At 71.1% G+C, this 16456-nt stretch carries 18 protein-coding genes and 1 pseudogene; 8 read left to right on the top strand and 11 right to left on the bottom strand.

Annotated features, from left to right (window positions below; genetic code table 11):
- Window positions 1-106 precede the first annotated feature (106 nt).
- The 3 genes from phoH2 (at window position 107) to AC4BGB_RS08690 (ending at window position 3197) form a co-directional block, all read left to right on the top strand.
- Complete coding sequence (gene phoH2 / locus AC4BGB_RS08700; protein ID WP_490546801.1) at window positions 107-1384, top strand: RNA 5'-3' helicase PhoH2; 1278 nt, start codon at window positions 107-109, stop codon at window positions 1382-1384.
- Between the two features lie 163 nt (window positions 1385-1547).
- Complete coding sequence (locus AC4BGB_RS08695; protein WP_490546385.1) at window positions 1548-2267, top strand: aggregation-promoting factor C-terminal-like domain-containing protein; 720 nt, start codon at window positions 1548-1550, stop codon at window positions 2265-2267.
- 69 nt (window positions 2268-2336) lie between these two features.
- Window positions 2337-3197, top strand: a complete 861-nt coding sequence (locus tag AC4BGB_RS08690) for an alpha/beta fold hydrolase (RefSeq protein ID WP_490546384.1) — start codon at window positions 2337-2339, stop codon at window positions 3195-3197.
- A 16-nt stretch (window positions 3198-3213) separates the two neighbouring features.
- Here the strand turns inward: AC4BGB_RS08690 and AC4BGB_RS08685 are convergent, their stop codons facing one another.
- Both AC4BGB_RS08685 and AC4BGB_RS08680 read right to left on the bottom strand, forming a co-directional pair.
- Window positions 3214-4611 carry a class II fumarate hydratase gene (locus AC4BGB_RS08685; protein WP_490546383.1) on the bottom strand — a complete coding sequence of 466 codons (1398 nt, stop codon included), beginning with the start codon at window positions 4609-4611 and terminating at the stop codon, window positions 3214-3216.
- 24 nt (window positions 4612-4635) lie between these two features.
- The gene (locus tag AC4BGB_RS08680; protein WP_490546382.1) at window positions 4636-5310 is read right to left on the bottom strand and encodes a spermine/spermidine synthase domain-containing protein; all 675 of its coding nucleotides are present in this window, start codon (window positions 5308-5310) and stop codon (window positions 4636-4638) included.
- A 97-nt stretch (window positions 5311-5407) separates the two neighbouring features.
- On the opposite strand from AC4BGB_RS08680, the gene AC4BGB_RS08675 reads away from it, so the two are divergent.
- Window positions 5408-6052: a DUF1707 SHOCT-like domain-containing protein gene (locus tag AC4BGB_RS08675; RefSeq protein WP_490546381.1), complete on the top strand. Its 645-nt coding sequence runs from the start codon at window positions 5408-5410 to the stop codon at window positions 6050-6052.
- A gap of 30 nt (window positions 6053-6082) precedes the next feature.
- Here the strand turns inward: AC4BGB_RS08675 and AC4BGB_RS08670 are convergent, their stop codons facing one another.
- Window positions 6083-6964, bottom strand: coding sequence for an alpha/beta fold hydrolase (locus AC4BGB_RS08670; protein ID WP_490546380.1), 882 nt, complete (start codon window positions 6962-6964; stop codon window positions 6083-6085).
- Between the two features lie 128 nt (window positions 6965-7092).
- On the opposite strand from AC4BGB_RS08670, the gene AC4BGB_RS08665 reads away from it, so the two are divergent.
- The gene (locus AC4BGB_RS08665; protein ID WP_490546379.1) at window positions 7093-7956 is read left to right on the top strand and encodes an esterase/lipase family protein; all 864 of its coding nucleotides are present in this window, start codon (window positions 7093-7095) and stop codon (window positions 7954-7956) included.
- Here the strand turns inward: AC4BGB_RS08665 and AC4BGB_RS08660 are convergent.
- Window positions 7889-8797: a carbohydrate kinase family protein gene (locus AC4BGB_RS08660; protein WP_490546378.1), complete on the bottom strand. Its 909-nt coding sequence runs from the start codon at window positions 8795-8797 to the stop codon at window positions 7889-7891. The genes AC4BGB_RS08665 and AC4BGB_RS08660 overlap by 68 nt on opposite strands.
- Before the next feature lie 9 nt (window positions 8798-8806).
- Window positions 8807-9832 carry a class II fructose-bisphosphatase gene (gene glpX / locus AC4BGB_RS08655; protein WP_490546377.1) on the bottom strand — a complete coding sequence of 342 codons (1026 nt, stop codon included), beginning with the start codon at window positions 9830-9832 and terminating at the stop codon, window positions 8807-8809.
- Between the two features lie 43 nt (window positions 9833-9875).
- Between glpX and AC4BGB_RS08650 the strand changes: the two genes are divergently transcribed.
- Entirely contained in the window at window positions 9876-10472 is a 597-nt protein-coding gene (locus tag AC4BGB_RS08650) for a DUF4245 family protein (protein WP_490546376.1), read from the top strand.
- A gap of 15 nt (window positions 10473-10487) precedes the next feature.
- Here AC4BGB_RS08650 and AC4BGB_RS08645 read toward each other — a convergent pair whose 3' ends face one another.
- On the bottom strand, window positions 10488-10694 hold the full coding sequence (locus tag AC4BGB_RS08645; RefSeq protein ID WP_490546375.1) for an exodeoxyribonuclease VII small subunit: 207 nt from the start codon (window positions 10692-10694) through the stop codon (window positions 10488-10490).
- Complete coding sequence (gene xseA / locus AC4BGB_RS08640; RefSeq protein WP_490546374.1) at window positions 10687-11949, bottom strand: exodeoxyribonuclease VII large subunit; 1263 nt, start codon at window positions 11947-11949, stop codon at window positions 10687-10689. Before xseA ends, AC4BGB_RS08645 begins: the two co-directional genes overlap by 8 nt.
- A gap of 37 nt (window positions 11950-11986) precedes the next feature.
- Here xseA and AC4BGB_RS08635 point away from each other — a divergent pair, with 37 nt between their 5' ends.
- Window positions 11987-12997, top strand: a complete 1011-nt coding sequence (locus AC4BGB_RS08635; protein ID WP_490546373.1) for a 4-hydroxy-3-methylbut-2-enyl diphosphate reductase — start codon at window positions 11987-11989, stop codon at window positions 12995-12997.
- A 4-nt stretch (window positions 12998-13001) separates the two neighbouring features.
- A complete protein-coding gene (locus tag AC4BGB_RS08630; RefSeq protein ID WP_490546372.1) occupies window positions 13002-13622 on the top strand; it encodes an L-threonylcarbamoyladenylate synthase in 621 nt (206 codons plus the stop codon).
- A gap of 38 nt (window positions 13623-13660) precedes the next feature.
- Here the strand turns inward: AC4BGB_RS08630 and AC4BGB_RS08625 are convergent.
- The 4 genes and pseudogenes from AC4BGB_RS08625 to AC4BGB_RS08610 form a co-directional block, all read right to left on the bottom strand.
- Window positions 13661-13990: pseudogene (locus AC4BGB_RS08625) on the bottom strand (DUF6542 domain-containing protein); the annotation flags it as partial.
- A gap of 52 nt (window positions 13991-14042) precedes the next feature.
- The gene (locus AC4BGB_RS08620; RefSeq protein ID WP_490546371.1) at window positions 14043-15227 is read right to left on the bottom strand and encodes a DNA recombination protein RmuC; all 1185 of its coding nucleotides are present in this window, start codon (window positions 15225-15227) and stop codon (window positions 14043-14045) included.
- Window positions 15224-15640: an HNH endonuclease signature motif containing protein gene (locus AC4BGB_RS08615; protein WP_490546370.1), complete on the bottom strand. Its 417-nt coding sequence runs from the start codon at window positions 15638-15640 to the stop codon at window positions 15224-15226. The genes AC4BGB_RS08620 and AC4BGB_RS08615 overlap by 4 nt, the downstream gene beginning before the upstream one ends.
- Complete coding sequence (locus AC4BGB_RS08610) at window positions 15610-16326, bottom strand: DUF222 domain-containing protein (RefSeq protein ID WP_490546369.1); 717 nt, start codon at window positions 16324-16326, stop codon at window positions 15610-15612. The genes AC4BGB_RS08615 and AC4BGB_RS08610 overlap by 31 nt, the downstream gene beginning before the upstream one ends.
- Window positions 16327-16456: the final 130 nt, after the last annotated feature.

Genomic DNA, 16456 nt, shown 5'->3' with positions numbered 1-16456 from the left:
CGCGCACCGGTCACAAGGGGATCCAGTGACAACAGCGAAGCGCGCAGCCGTCGGGACCAGCACGTCCGAGGCCCCGGCGCAGCCCTCCGGTCGACGCACCTACGTCGTGGACACCTCGGTGCTGCTGGCTGATCCGGGCGCGTTGAGACGGTTCGATGAGCACGAGGTCGTCCTCCCCGTGGTGGTGATCACCGAGCTCGAGGGGAAGCGCCACCACCCCGAGCTCGGCTACTTCGCCCGGTCCGCGCTGCGCATGCTCGACGAGCTCAGGGTGCAGGCCGGCCGCCTCGACGAGCCGGTCCCGGTGGGGGACCACGGCGGCACCGTGCGCGTCGAGCTGAACCACACCGACCCCGCGTCGCTGCCCTCGGGCTTCCGCCTCGGCGACAACGACACCCGGATCCTCGCGGTGGCCTGCAACCTGCGCAACGAGGGCCACGACGTCACGCTGATCTCCAAGGACCTGCCGCTGCGGATCAAGGCCTCCGCCGTGGGCCTCGACGCGGCCGAGTACCGCGGGGAGCAGGTGCACGAGTCCGACGCAGGCTGGACCGGGATGGCCGAGGTCGACGTGACCGCTGCCGACCTCGACGACCTGTACGACGACCAGGTGGTCGACCTCGACGTCGCCCGCGACCTGCCGTGCCACACCGGCCTGGTGCTGATGTCGGACCGGGGGAGCGCACTGGGCCGGGTGAAGGGGGACAAGCGCGTCCACCTCGTCCGCGGGGACCGGGAGGCGTTCGGGATCCACGGGCGCTCGGCCGAGCAGCGGATCGCGCTCGACCTGCTGCTCGACCCCGAGATCGGGATCGTCTCGCTGGGCGGCCGGGCCGGGACCGGCAAGTCGGCGCTGGCGCTGTGCGCGGGCCTCGAGACGGTCCTGGAGCGCCGTACGCACAAGAAGGTGGTGGTGTTCCGGCCGTTGTTCGCGGTCGGGGGCCAGGAGCTCGGCTACCTGCCGGGCAGCGAGTCGGAGAAGATGTCGCCCTGGGGCCAGGCGGTCTTCGACACCCTGGGAGCGATCACCACCCCCGACGTCGTCGAGGAGGTGCTCGACCGCGGGATGCTCGAGGTGCTGCCGCTGACCCACATCCGCGGACGGTCCCTGCATGACGCCTTCGTGATCGTCGACGAGGCGCAGTCGCTGGAGCGCAACGTGCTGCTCACGGTGCTGTCGCGGATCGGCGCCAACTCCAAGGTGGTGCTCACCCACGACGTCGCCCAGCGCGACAACCTGAGGGTGGGACGCCACGACGGTGTGGTCGCGGTGGTGGACCGGCTCAAGGGGCACCCGCTGTTCGCCCACGTGACGCTGACCCGTTCGGAGCGGTCCCCGATCGCCGCGCTGGTCACCGAGATGCTGGAGCACATGACCATGTGATGCCGGGGTGATGCCGGGGTGGCGTCGGGCGGGTGTGCACGAGATCACGCCGCTCAGGGCGTGGTTGGCCTTGTCACGACCCCCGGAGATGGGGAAAGGTGACGGGTCTTCCCCGCCTGACGCTCCGCGCTTCCCCCCAGCACGTTGAGCGTGAATGACTTCCATGTCGTCAACGCTAGGGTCCCCCTTGTTCCACAAGTACTCCGCAAGCCACCGAAGCACGCCCACAACCACCCGCATCGCCCGTCTGCGCAGCCGGCTGCGCAAGTTCGCCCTCTCCTCGGGGATCGCAGTCGCAGGCACCGGCCTCGTCGTCGCCTCGGGGATGGTCGCGCAGGACTCGCCCGACGAGACCACGGCCACGGCGTTCACCGGCGTGAGCCCCACCACCACGCCGCCCCCCTCCTCAGATGATCGCGAGGAGCGGGTCTCCCGCTCGGCCGGGGACCGCCAGCCCCTGGTCGAACGGGCCAAGGCGGCAGGGGCCAAGAAGGCCCAGAAGAAGGCCCAGAAGAAGGCTCAGGCTCTCGTGAAGCGCGCCGAGCGCCGGGCTGCGGCCTCCAGGTCGCTGGAGCGGGCCAGGTCCAACCCCCAGCAGCTCGCCCGCACCCTGATGCCCGAGTTCGACATGCCGGCCTCGCAGTTCAGCTGCCTGGACAACCTCTGGTCATCGGAGTCGGGGTGGAAGGTGAACGCGGACAACCCCACGTCCTCCGCGTACGGCATCCCGCAGGCCCTGCCCGGATCGAAGATGTCCTCGGCCGGCCCCGACTGGGAGAACAACCCCGAGACCCAGATCCGCTGGGGCCTGGGCTACATCAACGACCGCTACGGCACCGCGTGCGACGCCTGGTCCTTCAAGCAGGGCGCCGGCTGGTACTGAGCCGGGCCTGGTTCTCGGCCGACATGCGCAGGCCGATGAGTTCGGCCGACGCTGGAAGTCGGCACCGGCATGACCGAAGCCATGGTCCCGACCCGTGGGGCAGAGCTGTGCGTGGAGACGTTCGGACGCGCCGGTGACCCGGCCGTGCTGCTGATCGGCGGCGCGACGTCGTCGATGGACTACTGGCAGCCGGACTTCTGTCGTCGTCTGGCCGAGGCAGGGCGCCTCGTCGTCCGCTACGACCACCGCGACACCGGCCGGTCCACGGCCTCCCCGGTGGGCCGGCCCGACTACACCGGCGACGACCTCACCCTGGACGCCGTCAGCGTGCTCGACGGTCTCGGGATCGCCGCGGCCCACCTCGTCGGGGTGTCCATGGGCGGTGGGATCGCGCAGGACCTCGCCGTGCGGCAGCGCGACCGGGTGCTCAGCCTGACCCTGGTCGCGACGACGTGCGCGTTCCGGCGTACGTCGTCGACGCCGCTGCCGCCGCCCGAGGCACGCGTCGCCGAGACGTTCTCCGCGGAGACACCGGAGGTGGACTGGACGGACACGGACGCCGTGGTGGCGGCCAACGTGGAGGCGCTGCGGCCCTACGCCGGGTCGCTGGGCCTCGACGAGGAGGAGGTGCGTGCCGTGAGCCGCACCGTCGTGGGACGGACCCGCGACCTGGCCGCCAGCCTGGCCAACCACTGGGTGGCGGTGGGGACGGGCGAGGAGTCAGGGCACACCATGGCCGACGTCGACACGCCGACCCTGGTGCTGCACGGCACCGACGACCCGCTGTTCCCGCTGGCCCACGGCGAGGCGCTGGCCGCGGAGATCAGTGGCGCGACCCTGCTCCCGTTGCGGGGGATGGGGCACGAGGTGCCGCCACGGGCGCTGTGGGACACCGTGGTCCCGGCGATCGTGGCGCACACCGCGTCCTGACCCGGCGCGTGTCAGGTCACTCCGAGCGCGTCATCGACCGTACGTCGAGGGCCTCGTCCATCTGCTCCTCGGTGAGGTCGCCGCGCTCGACGTAGCCCATCTCGAGGACCTGCTCGCGGATGGTCCGGCCCTCCTTGAGGGCAGCCTTGGCGACCTTGGAGGCCTCCTCGTAGCCGATGTACTTGTTCAGCGGCGTCACCACCGACGGCGAGGACTCGGCGTAGGTCAGGCAGCGCTCCTCGTCGGCGGTGATCCCGTCGATGCAGCGGTGCGCGAGCAGCGGGGCCACGTTGGCGAGCAGCCGGATCGACTCCAGCAGGTTGCGGGCCATCACCGGGAGCATCACGTTGAGCTCGAAGTTGCCGCTGGCCCCGCCGACCGCCACGGTGGCGTCGTTGCCGATCACCTGGGCGCACACCATCAGCGTCGCCTCGGGCAGGACCGGGTTCACCTTGCCGGGCATGATGCTGGAGCCGGGCTGGAGGTCGGGCAGGCGGATCTCGGAGAGGCCGGTGGTGGGGCCCGAGGACATCCAGCGCAGGTCGTTGCAGATCTTGGTCAGGCCGACCGCGATCGTGCGGAGCTGGCCGGAGAGCTCCACGAGCGCGTCCTGGCTTCCCTGGGCCTCGAAGTGGTTGCGGGCCTCGGTGAACGGCAGGCCGGTCTCGGCGGCGAGGTCGGCGATCACGCGCTCGGCGAAGCCCTCGGGGGTGTTGATGCCGGTGCCGACGGCGGTGCCGCCCAGCGGCAGCTCCGCGACGCGGGGCAGGGTCGACTCGACCCGCTCGATGCCCATCCGGACGATCGCGGCGTACCCGCCGAACTCCTGGCCCAGCATCACCGGGGTGGCGTCCATCAGGTGCGTGCGCCCCGACTTCACGACGTTCTTGAACTCCTCGGCCTTCGCCTCCAGCGAGGTGGCGAGCTCGTCGAGGGCCGGGACGAGCAGGTTGGCGCTCGCCTCGACCGCGGCGACGTGGATCGAGGTCGGGAAGGTGTCGTTGCTCGACTGGCTCGCGTTGACGTGGTCGTTGGGGTGCGCGTCGGTGCCGGCACCGGCGGCGAGGGAGGCCAGCACCTCGTTCATGTTCATGTTGGAGCTGGTGCCCGAGCCGGTCTGGAAGACGTCGATCGGGAAGGCGTCGTGGTGGTCGCCGCCGATGATCTGATCGGCGCCGGCAGCGATCGCGGCGGCCTGCTCGTCGGCGATGATCCCGAGCTCGGCGTTGATCTTCGCGGCCGACTTCTTCACCCGGGCGATCGCCACGATGTGGGAGGGCTCCAGGGTGGTGCCGCTGATCGGGAAGTTCTCCACGGCGCGCTGGGTCTGGGCGCGCCACAACGCGTGCTTGGGGACCTCGATGTCGCCCATGCTGTCGTGCTCGGTACGGGTCTCGGTGTTCTCGGCGCTCATGGGGTGGACGCTACCGGTGGTGGCTCAGGTACGTCGCGAGAGGTAGAGCAGGTAGTGCTCCGAACGCTCTTGAAGGAGCACGTCGTAGCGGTGCTCGGTGCAGTTGCCGAAGACCTCGGTCATCGCCGCCTCCAGCTCGGGCGCCGGGTTCGCCGACCACACCACGAGCGCTCCGCCGGGGTTGACGAGCTCCCTGGCGGTGCGCAGGAACTGCGTCTCGTAGAGCTTCGCGTTGGACTCGTGGACCAGGAACCCGGGACCGTTGTCGACGTCGAGCAGCACCAGGTCGTAGGTCTTCGTGGCCTCGGCGAAGGCCATCACGATGTCGGCGTTGACGACCTGCACCCTCTTGTCCGCCAGCAGCGCGGGGCCGTGCGGGATGGTGCCGTCGCGCATCCAGCCGACGACCGCCTCCTCGATCTCGACCACCGTGACCTGCTCCACCCGCGGGTCGGCCAGCACACGCTGCGTGGTGAACCCGAGCCCAAGTCCGCCGACCACGACGGAGCGCGGCTCCTCGACCAGGTCGAGGGCGGCAGCCGCGAGCTCGACCTCGGTGGTGGTCTCCCGCGTGTCCATCACGAAGACCCCGTTGACGCGCAGCTCGAGCGTGTCCGCGGCATGCTCCTCGATCCGGCGCCGCAGCACCACCTCGCCGCGGGCCGACTCTGCGCGCGCCGTCTCGGCGTACCCGGTCATTGCCTGCCTCCCGAGCTCGACGTCCCCACACGGTACGACGGCCAGGGTTCTGCTCGCCCCGGTGCCCTCCGCTCGCCCGATTGTCTAACCTGTGCTCATGCCCAGCCATCTCGACCCCTACGACGAACGGTCGCGACTGCGCATCTCCGATGCCGACCGCCACCAGGTCTCCGAGCTGCTGCGGAAGGCTGCCGGGGAGGGGCGCCTCGACATGGAGGAGCTCGACGAGCGCCTCGAGGCGGCGTACCGGGCCAAGACCTATGCCGACCTGGTCCCGCTGACCGCCGACCTGCCGTTCAACGCCCAGGCCGGTGCACCCGTCGCCAGGCCGCGGCCGGAGGTGCCTCGCGTCCCCGCGACGCGCTACGACACCTCGCTCGCCATCATGAGCGGCGTCTCGCGCAAGGGGCTGTGGGAGGTCGGCTCCTCGCACACCGCCTTCGCGCTGATGGGCGGGATCGAGATCGACCTCCGGGAAGCGCAGTTCACCAGCCGGGAGACGGTGATCCAGGCGTACACGATCTGGGGCGGCATCGACGTCTACGTCGACGCGCACACCCGCGTGGTGGTCAACGGCGTCGGCATCATGGGTGCGTTCGACCAGGCACGCGACAAGGTCGAGCCGGAGCTCGGCCCGGACTCCCCGCTGGTCCGGGTCAACGGGTTCGCGCTGATGGGCGGAGTCACGGTGCAGCGCCGGCCGCAGCCGGGCACCCGCAAGCGCCGGATGCTGGGGTCCTGAGCTCGGGCGAGAGCTTCCCGGACTAAGGGTTCAGGACGAGCGGTCGGTCCTGGCCGGCTGCGTCGCCCGGTCCGCCGTACGACGGATGATCTCGGTGAACGTCGCGAACAGCTCGGCCGGCATGTCGTGGCCCATGCCGTCGATGACCAGCAGCTCGGCCCCGGGGATCGCCCGGGCGGTGGCGCGACCGCCCGAGAGGTGCACCATCTTGTCGGCTGACCCGTGCACGACCGCCGCGGGGATCCGGATCGATCCCAGCGCACGGGCACGGTTGGGCTGGTTCAGGATCGCCAGCATCTGGCGCATCACCCCGGTGGCCGAGATCCCACGGTTGAAGGTCTCCTCCGCCCGCGCCCGCACCTGTTCCTCGGTCTGTGGGTAGCCGGGTGAGCCGATCAGCTGCTGCATCTTCGCCGAGGTCTTCACGTAGGCCTCGCGGCCGGCTCCACGGTTGGCGAGCAGCATCGGGAGCAGCGAGGGGTGCTGCCAGCCCACGGTACGCTTGCCCAGCGTGGACATGATCGAGGTCAGTGAGCGCACCCGGGCCGGCTGGTCGACGGCCATGGTCTGCACGATCATCCCGCCCATCGACACGCCCGCGACGTGGGCGCTGTCCCAGCCGAGGTGGTCCATCAGCCCGAACGCGTCGGCTGCCATGTCGCTCAAGGTGTAGGGGACCTTCCCGCTGCGGCGCCCGACGAAGGACTCCACCAGCTGGCGCCGGGAGACGCGACCGCGGACCTTGGTCGACCGGCCGGTGTCCCTGTTGTCGTAGCGCACCACGTGGAATCCCGCCTCGGCGAGCATCGTGCACAGGTCGTGGTCCCACCACGTCATCGGGCCGCCCAACCCCATCACCAGCACCAGCGGATCACCGCCGGGACCACCGAAGGTCTGGTAGCACAGTTCCACCCCGGGGGAGACTGGAGCGAACAGTTCTTTCGAGACCGGCACAGGCATGTATGACCCTAAAGTGACGAAATGTGGGAACAATCAATGAAATACGTTGGACAGCTCGGTAGCAACGCTACCTTCAGAAAATGAACTCTCCGATCGGGTCCTTCCTGGCACCCCCCGGCTTCGAGGGGCCCCAGGGCCTGCGGGCGCTCGCCCGCGAGGCCAGCGCCGTCACCGAGGGTGCGCGACTGTTCCGCCAGGCCCGGAGCGACCGGCGCGCCCGCGACCTGCTGCCGTACGCCGGCAGCCACCGGGTCGCGCCGCACGACCCGGTGCTCCTCGTCCCGGGGTTCATGGCCTTCGACGGCACCCTGAAGGGGCTCTCGGTCTTCCTGCGCCACCAGGGCTTCCGCACCTACCGCTCGCAGATCCTGCTCAACGTCGGGTGCACCCGCGAGGCGGCCGACCGGCTCGAGCGGCGGATCGAGTCGATCGCGATCAAGCGCGACCGCAAGGTCACCGTCGTGGGGCACAGTCTCGGCGGCATGCTGGCCCGCGGCCTCGCCGCGCGGCGCCCCGACCTGATCGAGGGCATCGTCAGCATGGGCAGCCCGGTGCTCGCACCGGGAGCCATCCACAAGATCCTGGCCTGGGACGCGCAGATGCTCGCCAAGCTCACCCGGGTGGGCTTCGGCGGCATGATGAGCGCCGACTGCTTCGGTGGCACCTGCGCGCGGCTGTCCTGGGAGGAGAGCCAGGAGGCGCTCGATCCCGAGGTCGCGTTCACCGCGATCTACAGCAAGCGCGACGGCATCGTGGACTGGCGGGCCTGCCTGGACCCGGCGGCCAAGCAGGTCGAGGTGCGCACCAGCCACTGCGGGATGGCCGTGGACCCGATCGTGATGGCGCACGTGCTCACGGCGCTCCGGGCCCAGCAGGTCACCCGGGCCAGCCAGCAGGCAGCTCCTGACGCCGAGGTGGGTTCGCTCCGCGTCGCTGGCAGGTGATCGCGGAGACCTCGACCGCGCCGCGCAGCAGGCGGGCCACCGCGTCGGCTTCCAGGGGCGTGCCCGCGGGCCGGAGCGCCTCGAGGTCCCACAGCTGCGCCAGCGTGGCGGCGGTGAAGGAGTCGCCGGCTCCCACCGTGTCGATCACCTCGACCGGACCGGGCCGTTCGCTGATCTCGCCCGCGGGGGTGAACGCGGTTGCCCCCTCGGCGCCGCGGGTGAGCAGCACGAGCTCGGTGCGCTCGCCGCCGAGCAGCTCGCGGGCCAGGTCGTCGGGGTCCAGCCCCGGCGCCAGCAGGTCGGCGTCCTCGTCGCTGAGCTTGACCAGCGTGCACCGGGCCGCCAGGTCGATGACCTCGCGGCGGACCCGGTCGCGGTCGTCGACGAACGTCTCGCGCAGGTTCGGGTCGTAGCTGACGAAGACGTCGCGGGCACAGGCCTGCTCGACCAGGTCGAGCACGCTGTCGCGCCCGGGCTCGAGTAGCGTGCCCAGCGATCCGACGTGGAGGGCCTGGCAGGGCGGTAGGACCTGCGTCGGGAGGGACCACTCCAGGTCGAAGTCGTAGCTGGCGGCACCGCGCTCGTCGAGGTTGGCGGTGGCGGTGGAGGTGCGGGCGCTGGAGGTCGGCGCGGTGACGATCTCGGCGCCGCTGGCGGTCACGTGCTGCACCACCAGCCCGCCGCGCTCGTCGTGCCCGACCTGGCTGATCAGGGTCGCGGGGACCTCCAGGCGGCCCAGCCCTACCGCCACGTTTAGCGGCGAGCCGCCGGGGGACTCGCTGGTGTCGCCGTCCCGGTCGACCACGATGTCGACGAGCGCCTCACCGACGACGACGATCATCGGAGCGGGTCAGCGTTCGTAGTCGACGTCGGCGTACGCGCGCAGCTTGCTGAGCTTGTGCTCGGAGTGGATCGAGCGGATCGTGCCGCTGCGCGAGCGCATCACCAGCGAGTGGGTGGTGGCGCCGCCGGCCTTGTAGCGGACGCCCTGCATCAGCTCGCCCTCCGTGATGCCGGTGGCGACGAAGAAGCAGTCGTCGCCGGAGACGAGGTCCTCGGTGTACAGGACCCGGTCGAGGTCGTGACCCGCGTCGAGGGCGCGCTGCCGCTCCGCGTCGTCGGTGGGCCACAGCCGGCCCTGGATGACACCGTCGAGGCACTTCATCGCGCACGCGGAGATGATCCCCTCGGGGGTGCCGCCGATGCCGATCAGCAGGTCGATGCCGGTGCCCTCGCGGGCGGCCATGATGGCCCCGGCGACGTCACCGTCGGTGATGAACTTGATCCGGGCGCCGGCGGCGCGGATGTCGTCGACGAGCTGCTGGTGACGGGGGCGGTCCAGCACGACGACGGTGACGTCCTCGGGCTTGGTGCCCTTGGCCTTGGCGATCTGGTGGATGTTCTCGGCCACGGGGTAGCGGATGTCGACGACCTCCGCGGCCTCGGGCCCGGTGACCAGCTTCTCCATGTAGAACACCGCTGAGGGGTCGTACATCGAGCCACGGGGAGCGACGGCCAGCACCGCGATGGCGTTCGCCATCCCCTTGGCCGCGAGCGTGGTCCCGTCGATGGGGTCGACCGCGACGTCGCACTCCGGCCCGTCGCCGTCGCCGACCTCCTCGCCGTTGTAGAGCATCGGGGCGTTGTCCTTCTCGCCCTCGCCGATGACGACCGTGCCGCGCATCCCGACCGTGGAGATCAACGTGCGCATCGCGTTCACCGCGACCCCGTCGGCGCCGTTCTTGTCGCCCTTGCCCACCCAGCGGCCCGCAGCCATCGCCGCGGCCTCCGTGACCCGGACAAGCTCCAGCGCCAGGTTGCGGTCGGGGAAGGAAGGAGCAACGGACAGGGAGTCTGGGACATGGCTCTCGGTCATGGCAGTGATCGTAGCCTCCCACCGGGTTGGCAGGATGGGCCGCATGAGCGAGTCGGACACCCCCACACCCCCATCTGCTGGGGGTTCTCGCTACACGCGCACCAACGGCGGCCTGCTGGCCGCCCTGCTCGTGACGGTGCTGGCGGTGCTCGCCTTCACAGCGTTCCGCTCGCTGTTCACCGACAACGAGCCGACCCCGGTCCGCACCGTCGACTACCAGGCCTCGGTCAAGCAGGCCAGGGCCGACGGCCAGCTGCTGGTGATGGCACCGAAGCAGCTGCCGGCGGGATGGCGGGCCACGAGCGCGACGTACACCCGCGGCGTGTCGCCGAGCTGGCACCTCGGGATGCTGACCGGCCAGGGCAAGTACGTCGGGGTCGACGAGGCGCGGGTGAGCATCGAGGACCTGGTCAAGGACCACGTCGACATCGATGCCGAACGCGGCAAGGACGTCACCATCGCGGGGGAGACCTGGCAGACCTGGACCGACGCCGGCGGGGACTACGCGGTCGCCCGCTCCTCGGGCGGCGGCAAGAGCTCGGGGCCCTCGGAGTCCTGGATCGTGGTGGGAACAGCGAAGCCGGCGCAGGTCCGCGAGCTCGCGGGCTCGCTGGTGGGCGTGCCGCCCGCCACAGGCTGAGCCGGACTGACCGGGTCAGTCCTCCTCGAGGGCCTCGTCGAGCCGTGCCCTGGCCCCTTCCAGCGCGCGCTGGCACACCTTGGCCAGCTCCTCGCCCCGCTCCCACAGGGCAAGTGACTCGGCCAGGCTGGTGCCGCCCTGCTCGAGGGTGCGCACCACCTCGATGAGCTGGTCGCGGGCGTCCTCGTAGGAGAGCTCGGTCTCGCTTGGCTGTTCAGGCACGGTCGTCCTCGTCGTCGCTGGAGTCGGGCATCAGGTCGATCTGGTCGACCGAGGTGGTGGTGGCGCCGATGCGGCCGTCGGCCACCCGGATGTGGATGGTGTCGCCGGCCTCGAGGGTCGCCACGCTGGACAGGGCCTGTCCCTGCCCGTCGGAGAGCACCGCGTAGCCGCGGCGCAGGGTGGCCAGCGGGGACAGTGCACGCACCCGGGCGATCTGGTGCACGAGGTCGTCGTCGCCGCGGTCGATCCGGTGCCGGAAGGTACGCCGGGCCCGCTCGCGGTAGGCCTCGACCTCGGCCATCCGCTCGTCGAGTCCGGTCCGGGGGTCGGCCAGGACCGGGCGCGACCGCAGGGCGGCCAGCTGGTGCAGCTCGCGGGCGACCAGGTTGCTGATCGCTGCCCGGCCACGCTCACGCAGCTGCATCACCCGCTGCGACTCGTCGGCCACGTCGGGCACCACCCGCTTGGCGGCGTCGGTGGGGGTCGAGGCGCGGACGTCGCTGACCAGGTCCAGGATCGGGGAGTCCGGCTCGTGCCCGATCGCCGAGACGACCGGCGTCGTCGCCGCGAACACCGCCCTGATCAGGGCCTCGTCGGAGAACGGCAGCAGGTCCTCGACCGAGCCGCCGCCGCGCGCGATCACGATCACGTCGACCGACGGATCGCGATCGAGCACCTCCACCGCGGCGATCACCTCGCGAACGGCGTGCATGCCCTGCATCGCGGCGTACTTCACCGTGAAGCGGACACCGGGCCAGCGGCGGCGGCCGGTCTCGAGGACGTCGCGCTCGGCGGCCGAGTTCTGCGCGGTGACCAGGCCGACGTTGCGCGGCAGGAAGGGCAGGGGGCGCTTGCGCTCGACGGCGAAGAGTCCCTCGGCCGCGAGCAGCTGGCGACGACGCTCCAGCCGGGCGAGGAGCTCGCCCTCGCCGACCAGCCGGATCTCGCGGACCGCGAGCGAGAGCGTGCCGCGGTTGGCGTAGAAGGTCGGTTTCGCATGGCAGACGATCTGAGCGCCCTCCACCAGCGGCGTGGGCAGGGAGTCCACCACGGCGCGGTTGCAGGTCACCTGCACGGAGATGTCGGCGAGCTTGTCGCGCAGGGTCAGGAAGACCGTGTTCATCCCCCCACGACGGGAGATCTGGGTGACCTGGCCCTCGACCCAGACGGCACCGAGCCGGTCGATCCACTGCCCGATCGCCTGGGTGATCTGGCGGACGGGGGCCGGATGCTCCGGAGAGGTGTCCATGGCCATTGGGCGACCTTAAGGCCAGCGACCTACGATGAGGCACATGACCGACCTGGGTACGCCGAGCTTCCTGCCTCCAGAGGAGGCCGACCGCGCGGTCCGGCTGGCCGCTCCGCGGGGCTACTGCGCCGGTGTCGACCGTGCCGTGATCACCGTGGAGAAGGCGCTCGACCTCTACGGAGCCCCCGTCTACGTACGCAAGCAGATCGTGCACAACAAGCACGTGGTGGCCGGTCTCGAGGCCCGCGGCGCCATCTTCGTCGAGGAGCTCGACGAGGTGCCCGAGGGCAAGACGGTGGTGTTCTCCGCCCACGGGGTCTCCCCGCTGGTGCACACCCAGGCTGCCGAGCGCGGCCTGAAGACGATCGACGCCACCTGCCCGCTGGTGACCAAGGTCCACCACGAGGCCAAGCGCTTCGCCGCCGACGACTACGACATCTTGCTGATCGGGCACGAGGGGCACGAGGAGGTCGAGGGGACCGCCGGCGAGGCGCCGGAGAACATCCAGCTGGTGCAGAGCCCCGAGGACGTGGACAACATCGTCGTGCGGGATCCGGCGAGGGTGGCCTGGCTGTCCCAGACGACGCTGTCGGTCGACGAGACGATGGCCACCGTCGACGCCATCCGGCAACGCTTCCCGCTGCTGCTCGACCCCCCGAGCGACGACATCTGCTACGCCACCCAGAACCGGCAGCTGGCCGTCAAGGCGATCAGTCCCGATGCCGACCTGGTGATCGTGGTGGGCTCGGCGAACTCCTCGAACTCCGTGCGGCTGGCGGAGGTGGCGCTCGAGGCGGGTGCCCGGGCGGCGTACCGCATCGACGACGCCAGCGAGATCGACGAGGCGTGGCTCGACGGGGTGCGCTCGATCAGCGTGACCTCCGGTGCCTCGGTGCCCGACGACCTCGTCACCGGCGTGCTCGACTTCCTCACCGCACGCGGCTTCCCCGACGCCCAGGCCGTGCACACGGCCGAGGAGTCGCTGATCTTCGCCCTTCCCCCCGAGCTGCGGCGCGACATCCGCAAGGCGGCTCTGGCCCAGAGCGGGCAGTAGCGTCGTGGCGAGGTACTACGACGTCCACCCGGTCGACCCGCAGCCGCGGGCGATCGCGCAGGTCGTGGACCTCCTGCGGAACGACGGCCTCGTCGCCTACCCGACCGACTCCTGCTACGCGCTCGGGGTGCAGCTGGGGAACCGCGACGGTCTCGACCGGATCAAGCGGCTGCGTCGCCTCGACGACAAGCACCACTTCACGCTGGTGTGCCGCGACTTCGCCCAGCTCGGTCAGCTGGTCCAGCTCAACAACGCCGCCTTCCGGGCGGTCAAGGCGGCCACCCCGGGGCCCTACACGTTCATCCTGCCCGCCACCAGCGAGGTGCCGAAGCGGCTGATGCACCCCAAGAAGCGCACCGTGGGGGTGCGCATCCCCGACCACCCGGTGGTGAAGGCGCTGCTCGAGGAGCTGGGGGAGCCGTTGCTGTCCAGCACCCTGCTGCTGCCGGGGGAAGCCGAGCCGATGACCGACGGCTGGCAGATCAAGGACGAGCTGGATCAGTGGTTGGACGCGGTGATCGACGCCGGGGAGACGGGCTCGGTGCCCACCACCGTGGTCGACCTGTCCGAAGGGGTGCCCGTGGTCGAACGGGTCGGCGCCGGGGACCCGACGCGCTTCGAGTGAATCCGCCGCCGGACGCGCACCCGCTGGCGTACGCCGAGCACGGTCAGCGCCAGCAGGTAGCCGGTGAGCAGCCCGCTGGCCTGGTGCGCGAGGCCCGAGACCACGGCCTGGACGAGACCGTCACCGGGGTCGGCGATCCACTCGCGATGGACGACGGCCACCAGGGCGATGAAGCCGAGCATCAGCAGCGGGGGCAGCACCCCGACGCGGAAGGAGTCCCGCGGACGGACCGCGAGCGCCGCGGCGATGCAGATCAGGACGAACCCGATGTCGAAGAGAACGGTGAGCCGGCCGAAGATAGCCAGGTCGATGGCAAGCACCACCAGGCCGAGCAGGACCGCCAACCGCGTGACGCGGCTGGCTGACATCCGACCCTCTTCCCACACGGTGGGTGCGCTCACAGCGACAAGGTAGGCTCAGTCAGGCGCTCGGGCGACGCGACTCGCCGGTCTCGGCACCCATCACCGGGTCAGTGGTGGGCCCGAACTCCGGTCGTGGCTCGGCCACGGCGTCCAGCAGCTCGGCCGCCGTCAGCGGCCGGGGGGCCTGGGTCACCGGCTGGACCGGGGCGATCTCGGCGCGGGTGACCCCGATGTCCTCGAACTGGCGGGCGGTGACCAGCACCCGGCTCTCAATCGAGCCGACCGCGCTGTTGAACGCCTCGACGGCTCCCTTCAGCGAGCGGCCGATCTTGTCGAGGTGGGCGCCCATCACCCCCACCCGGGTGTGCAGCTCGCGGCCGAGCTCGTGGATCTCCCGGGTGCGTTCGGCCAGCGCCTCGGTGGTCCACCCGTGGGCCACGGTGCGCAGCAGTGCGATCAGCGTCGTGGGGGTCGCGATGACCACGTCCCGCGTGGCGGCGTACGTCAGCAGGCCGGGGTCGGTCTCCAGCGCCGCGGCCAGGAACGACTCGGCCGGCACGAACATCACCACAAACTCGGGGGCGCCGGGCATCGAGCGCCAGTAGGCCTTGCCGGAAAGGGCGTCGACGTGGCTGCGCACCTGGCGCACGTGACGGCGCAGGTGGGCCTCGACCTCCTCGGGGTCCTCGCTCGCCAGCGCGTCGAGGTGGGCGTCGAGCGGCACCTTGGAGTCCACGACCACGGAGCGACCCCCCGCCAGGTGCACCACGAGGTCGGGCCGCAGGGCGCCGTCCTCCCGGGTCAGGTGGACCTGCTGCTGGAAGTCACAGTGCTCCACCATCCCGGCCAGCTCGACCGCCTTGCGCAGGTGCAGCTCGCCCCACTGGCCCCTGACCTGGGGCTTGCGCAGGGCAGTGGACAGTGCTCCGGTCTCCCGCCGCAGCTGGTCGGTGCTGTGCCGCATGTCGGCGACCTGCTGGCGCAGCTGGCCCTGCCAGGAGGCCCGCTGCTGCTCCACGTCCATCAGCCGCTCGTGCAGCCGGTCGAGGCCGTCCCGGAGCACGGCCTGGTCGTCACCGCGGGCAGCGAGCGCCCGCAGCACGTCGGGGTCCCCGGCACGCCGGGACCACAGCAGCACCGCGACGGCGCCGAGCAGGATGCCGATGACCAGGGTGAGCACGGGCAGCAGGAGGTCCATGCCCATCAGGGTGGCAGCAGGCACCGACAACACCGGGGACCTCATCGATGTCTGCTGAATCGCAGGGTGCCGTCGGCTTGTCGGTGGTGGAGGTAGCCGGAGTCGTGGATGCGTTGGTGGTGCCAGTGGCACAACGGGATCGCGTTGGCCAGGTCGGTCCTGCCGCCGTGGCTCCAGGAGTGCTCATGGTGGAGCTCGCACCAGGCGTAGGGACGTTCACAGCCCTCGGCCGCGCAGGTGTCGTGGCGCAGCCCGGCGGCGATGCGTTGTGCCTGGGAGAACAGTCGGCTCTCCCGGCCGAGGTCCAGCGCCACTGAGCCGGCGCCGAGGACGGCGGGCAGGATCGCTGCGGTGCAGGCCAGCCGCCGTGCCTCACCGGCGCTGAGCTGGTGGCCGGTGTCGAGGTGGGCCGCCTTCAGCGCCCCGGTCAGGACGGTGTGGTCGATGGTGACCACCACGGTGGCAGCGGTCTTGTGGTGCAGGTGGTCGGTGGGCAGGTGCTCGAGCAGCTCGCCGAACGCGAGACCACGGCGGTGGTCCCAGTCGTAGCGGCCTCCTCCTCGGTGCGCAGCTGTGCGTCCTCGTGGGCGTCGACGACCTGCTGGTCGGGCTCGATCGCTTCGATCGCACGGCGGGCCTCGCGGCGCAGCTGGTCGGGGTCGAACCGCTGCGCCTTGGCGACCAGGATCGCCTCCACGACCTCGCGCTGTTCCGCGCTGACACCCCCGGGGAGCTGGCGAGCGGCATGGAGGATCACCGCGGCGTGCGCGGGGGAGACCGTCCCTTCGTCGAGAGCCGCAGCAGTGGTGTCGTGCCCACCGCCGGCGAGCTCGCGGGCGATCCCCACCTCCCGGGCCGCGGCGACGCGGGTGGTGGTGGTCTGCCGGGCCACCCATGCCTCTGTCCCGGTGAACCCCGCGGCCGCTGCAGCCCCGGCTCTGTCGGCCGCGCCCATCACCTTGAGCTTCACCGCCTCCAGGCGGCGGCTGTCCCGCTCCAGCCGGGTCACCAGGAGGGAGTACTCGCCATCCGGGAGCGGTTGCTTCGCGCCGGCCAGCAGCTGGTCCAGCGCTGCCTCCAGGGCGGCCATCCCGGACAGGACCGGGTGGTCACTGTCAGGCCGGCGGTCCAGGAGCGAGGTCATGCACCCATTCTCGATTCGAACAGATGTTCGAGTCAAGAGGTGACAACGGATCTGTGTGCAACAGCGGACTCAACCGCTTGTCGCGACGAGCAGGCAGTCCGGGCGCGCGGGCAATCCGGTCTTCGGAGGC

It is taken from the genome of Nocardioides sp. Z30_9 (genome assembly GCF_058215735.1).
Note: the sequence above shows the minus strand (reverse complement) of the source record. Positions and strands in the feature narration are given on the sequence as shown.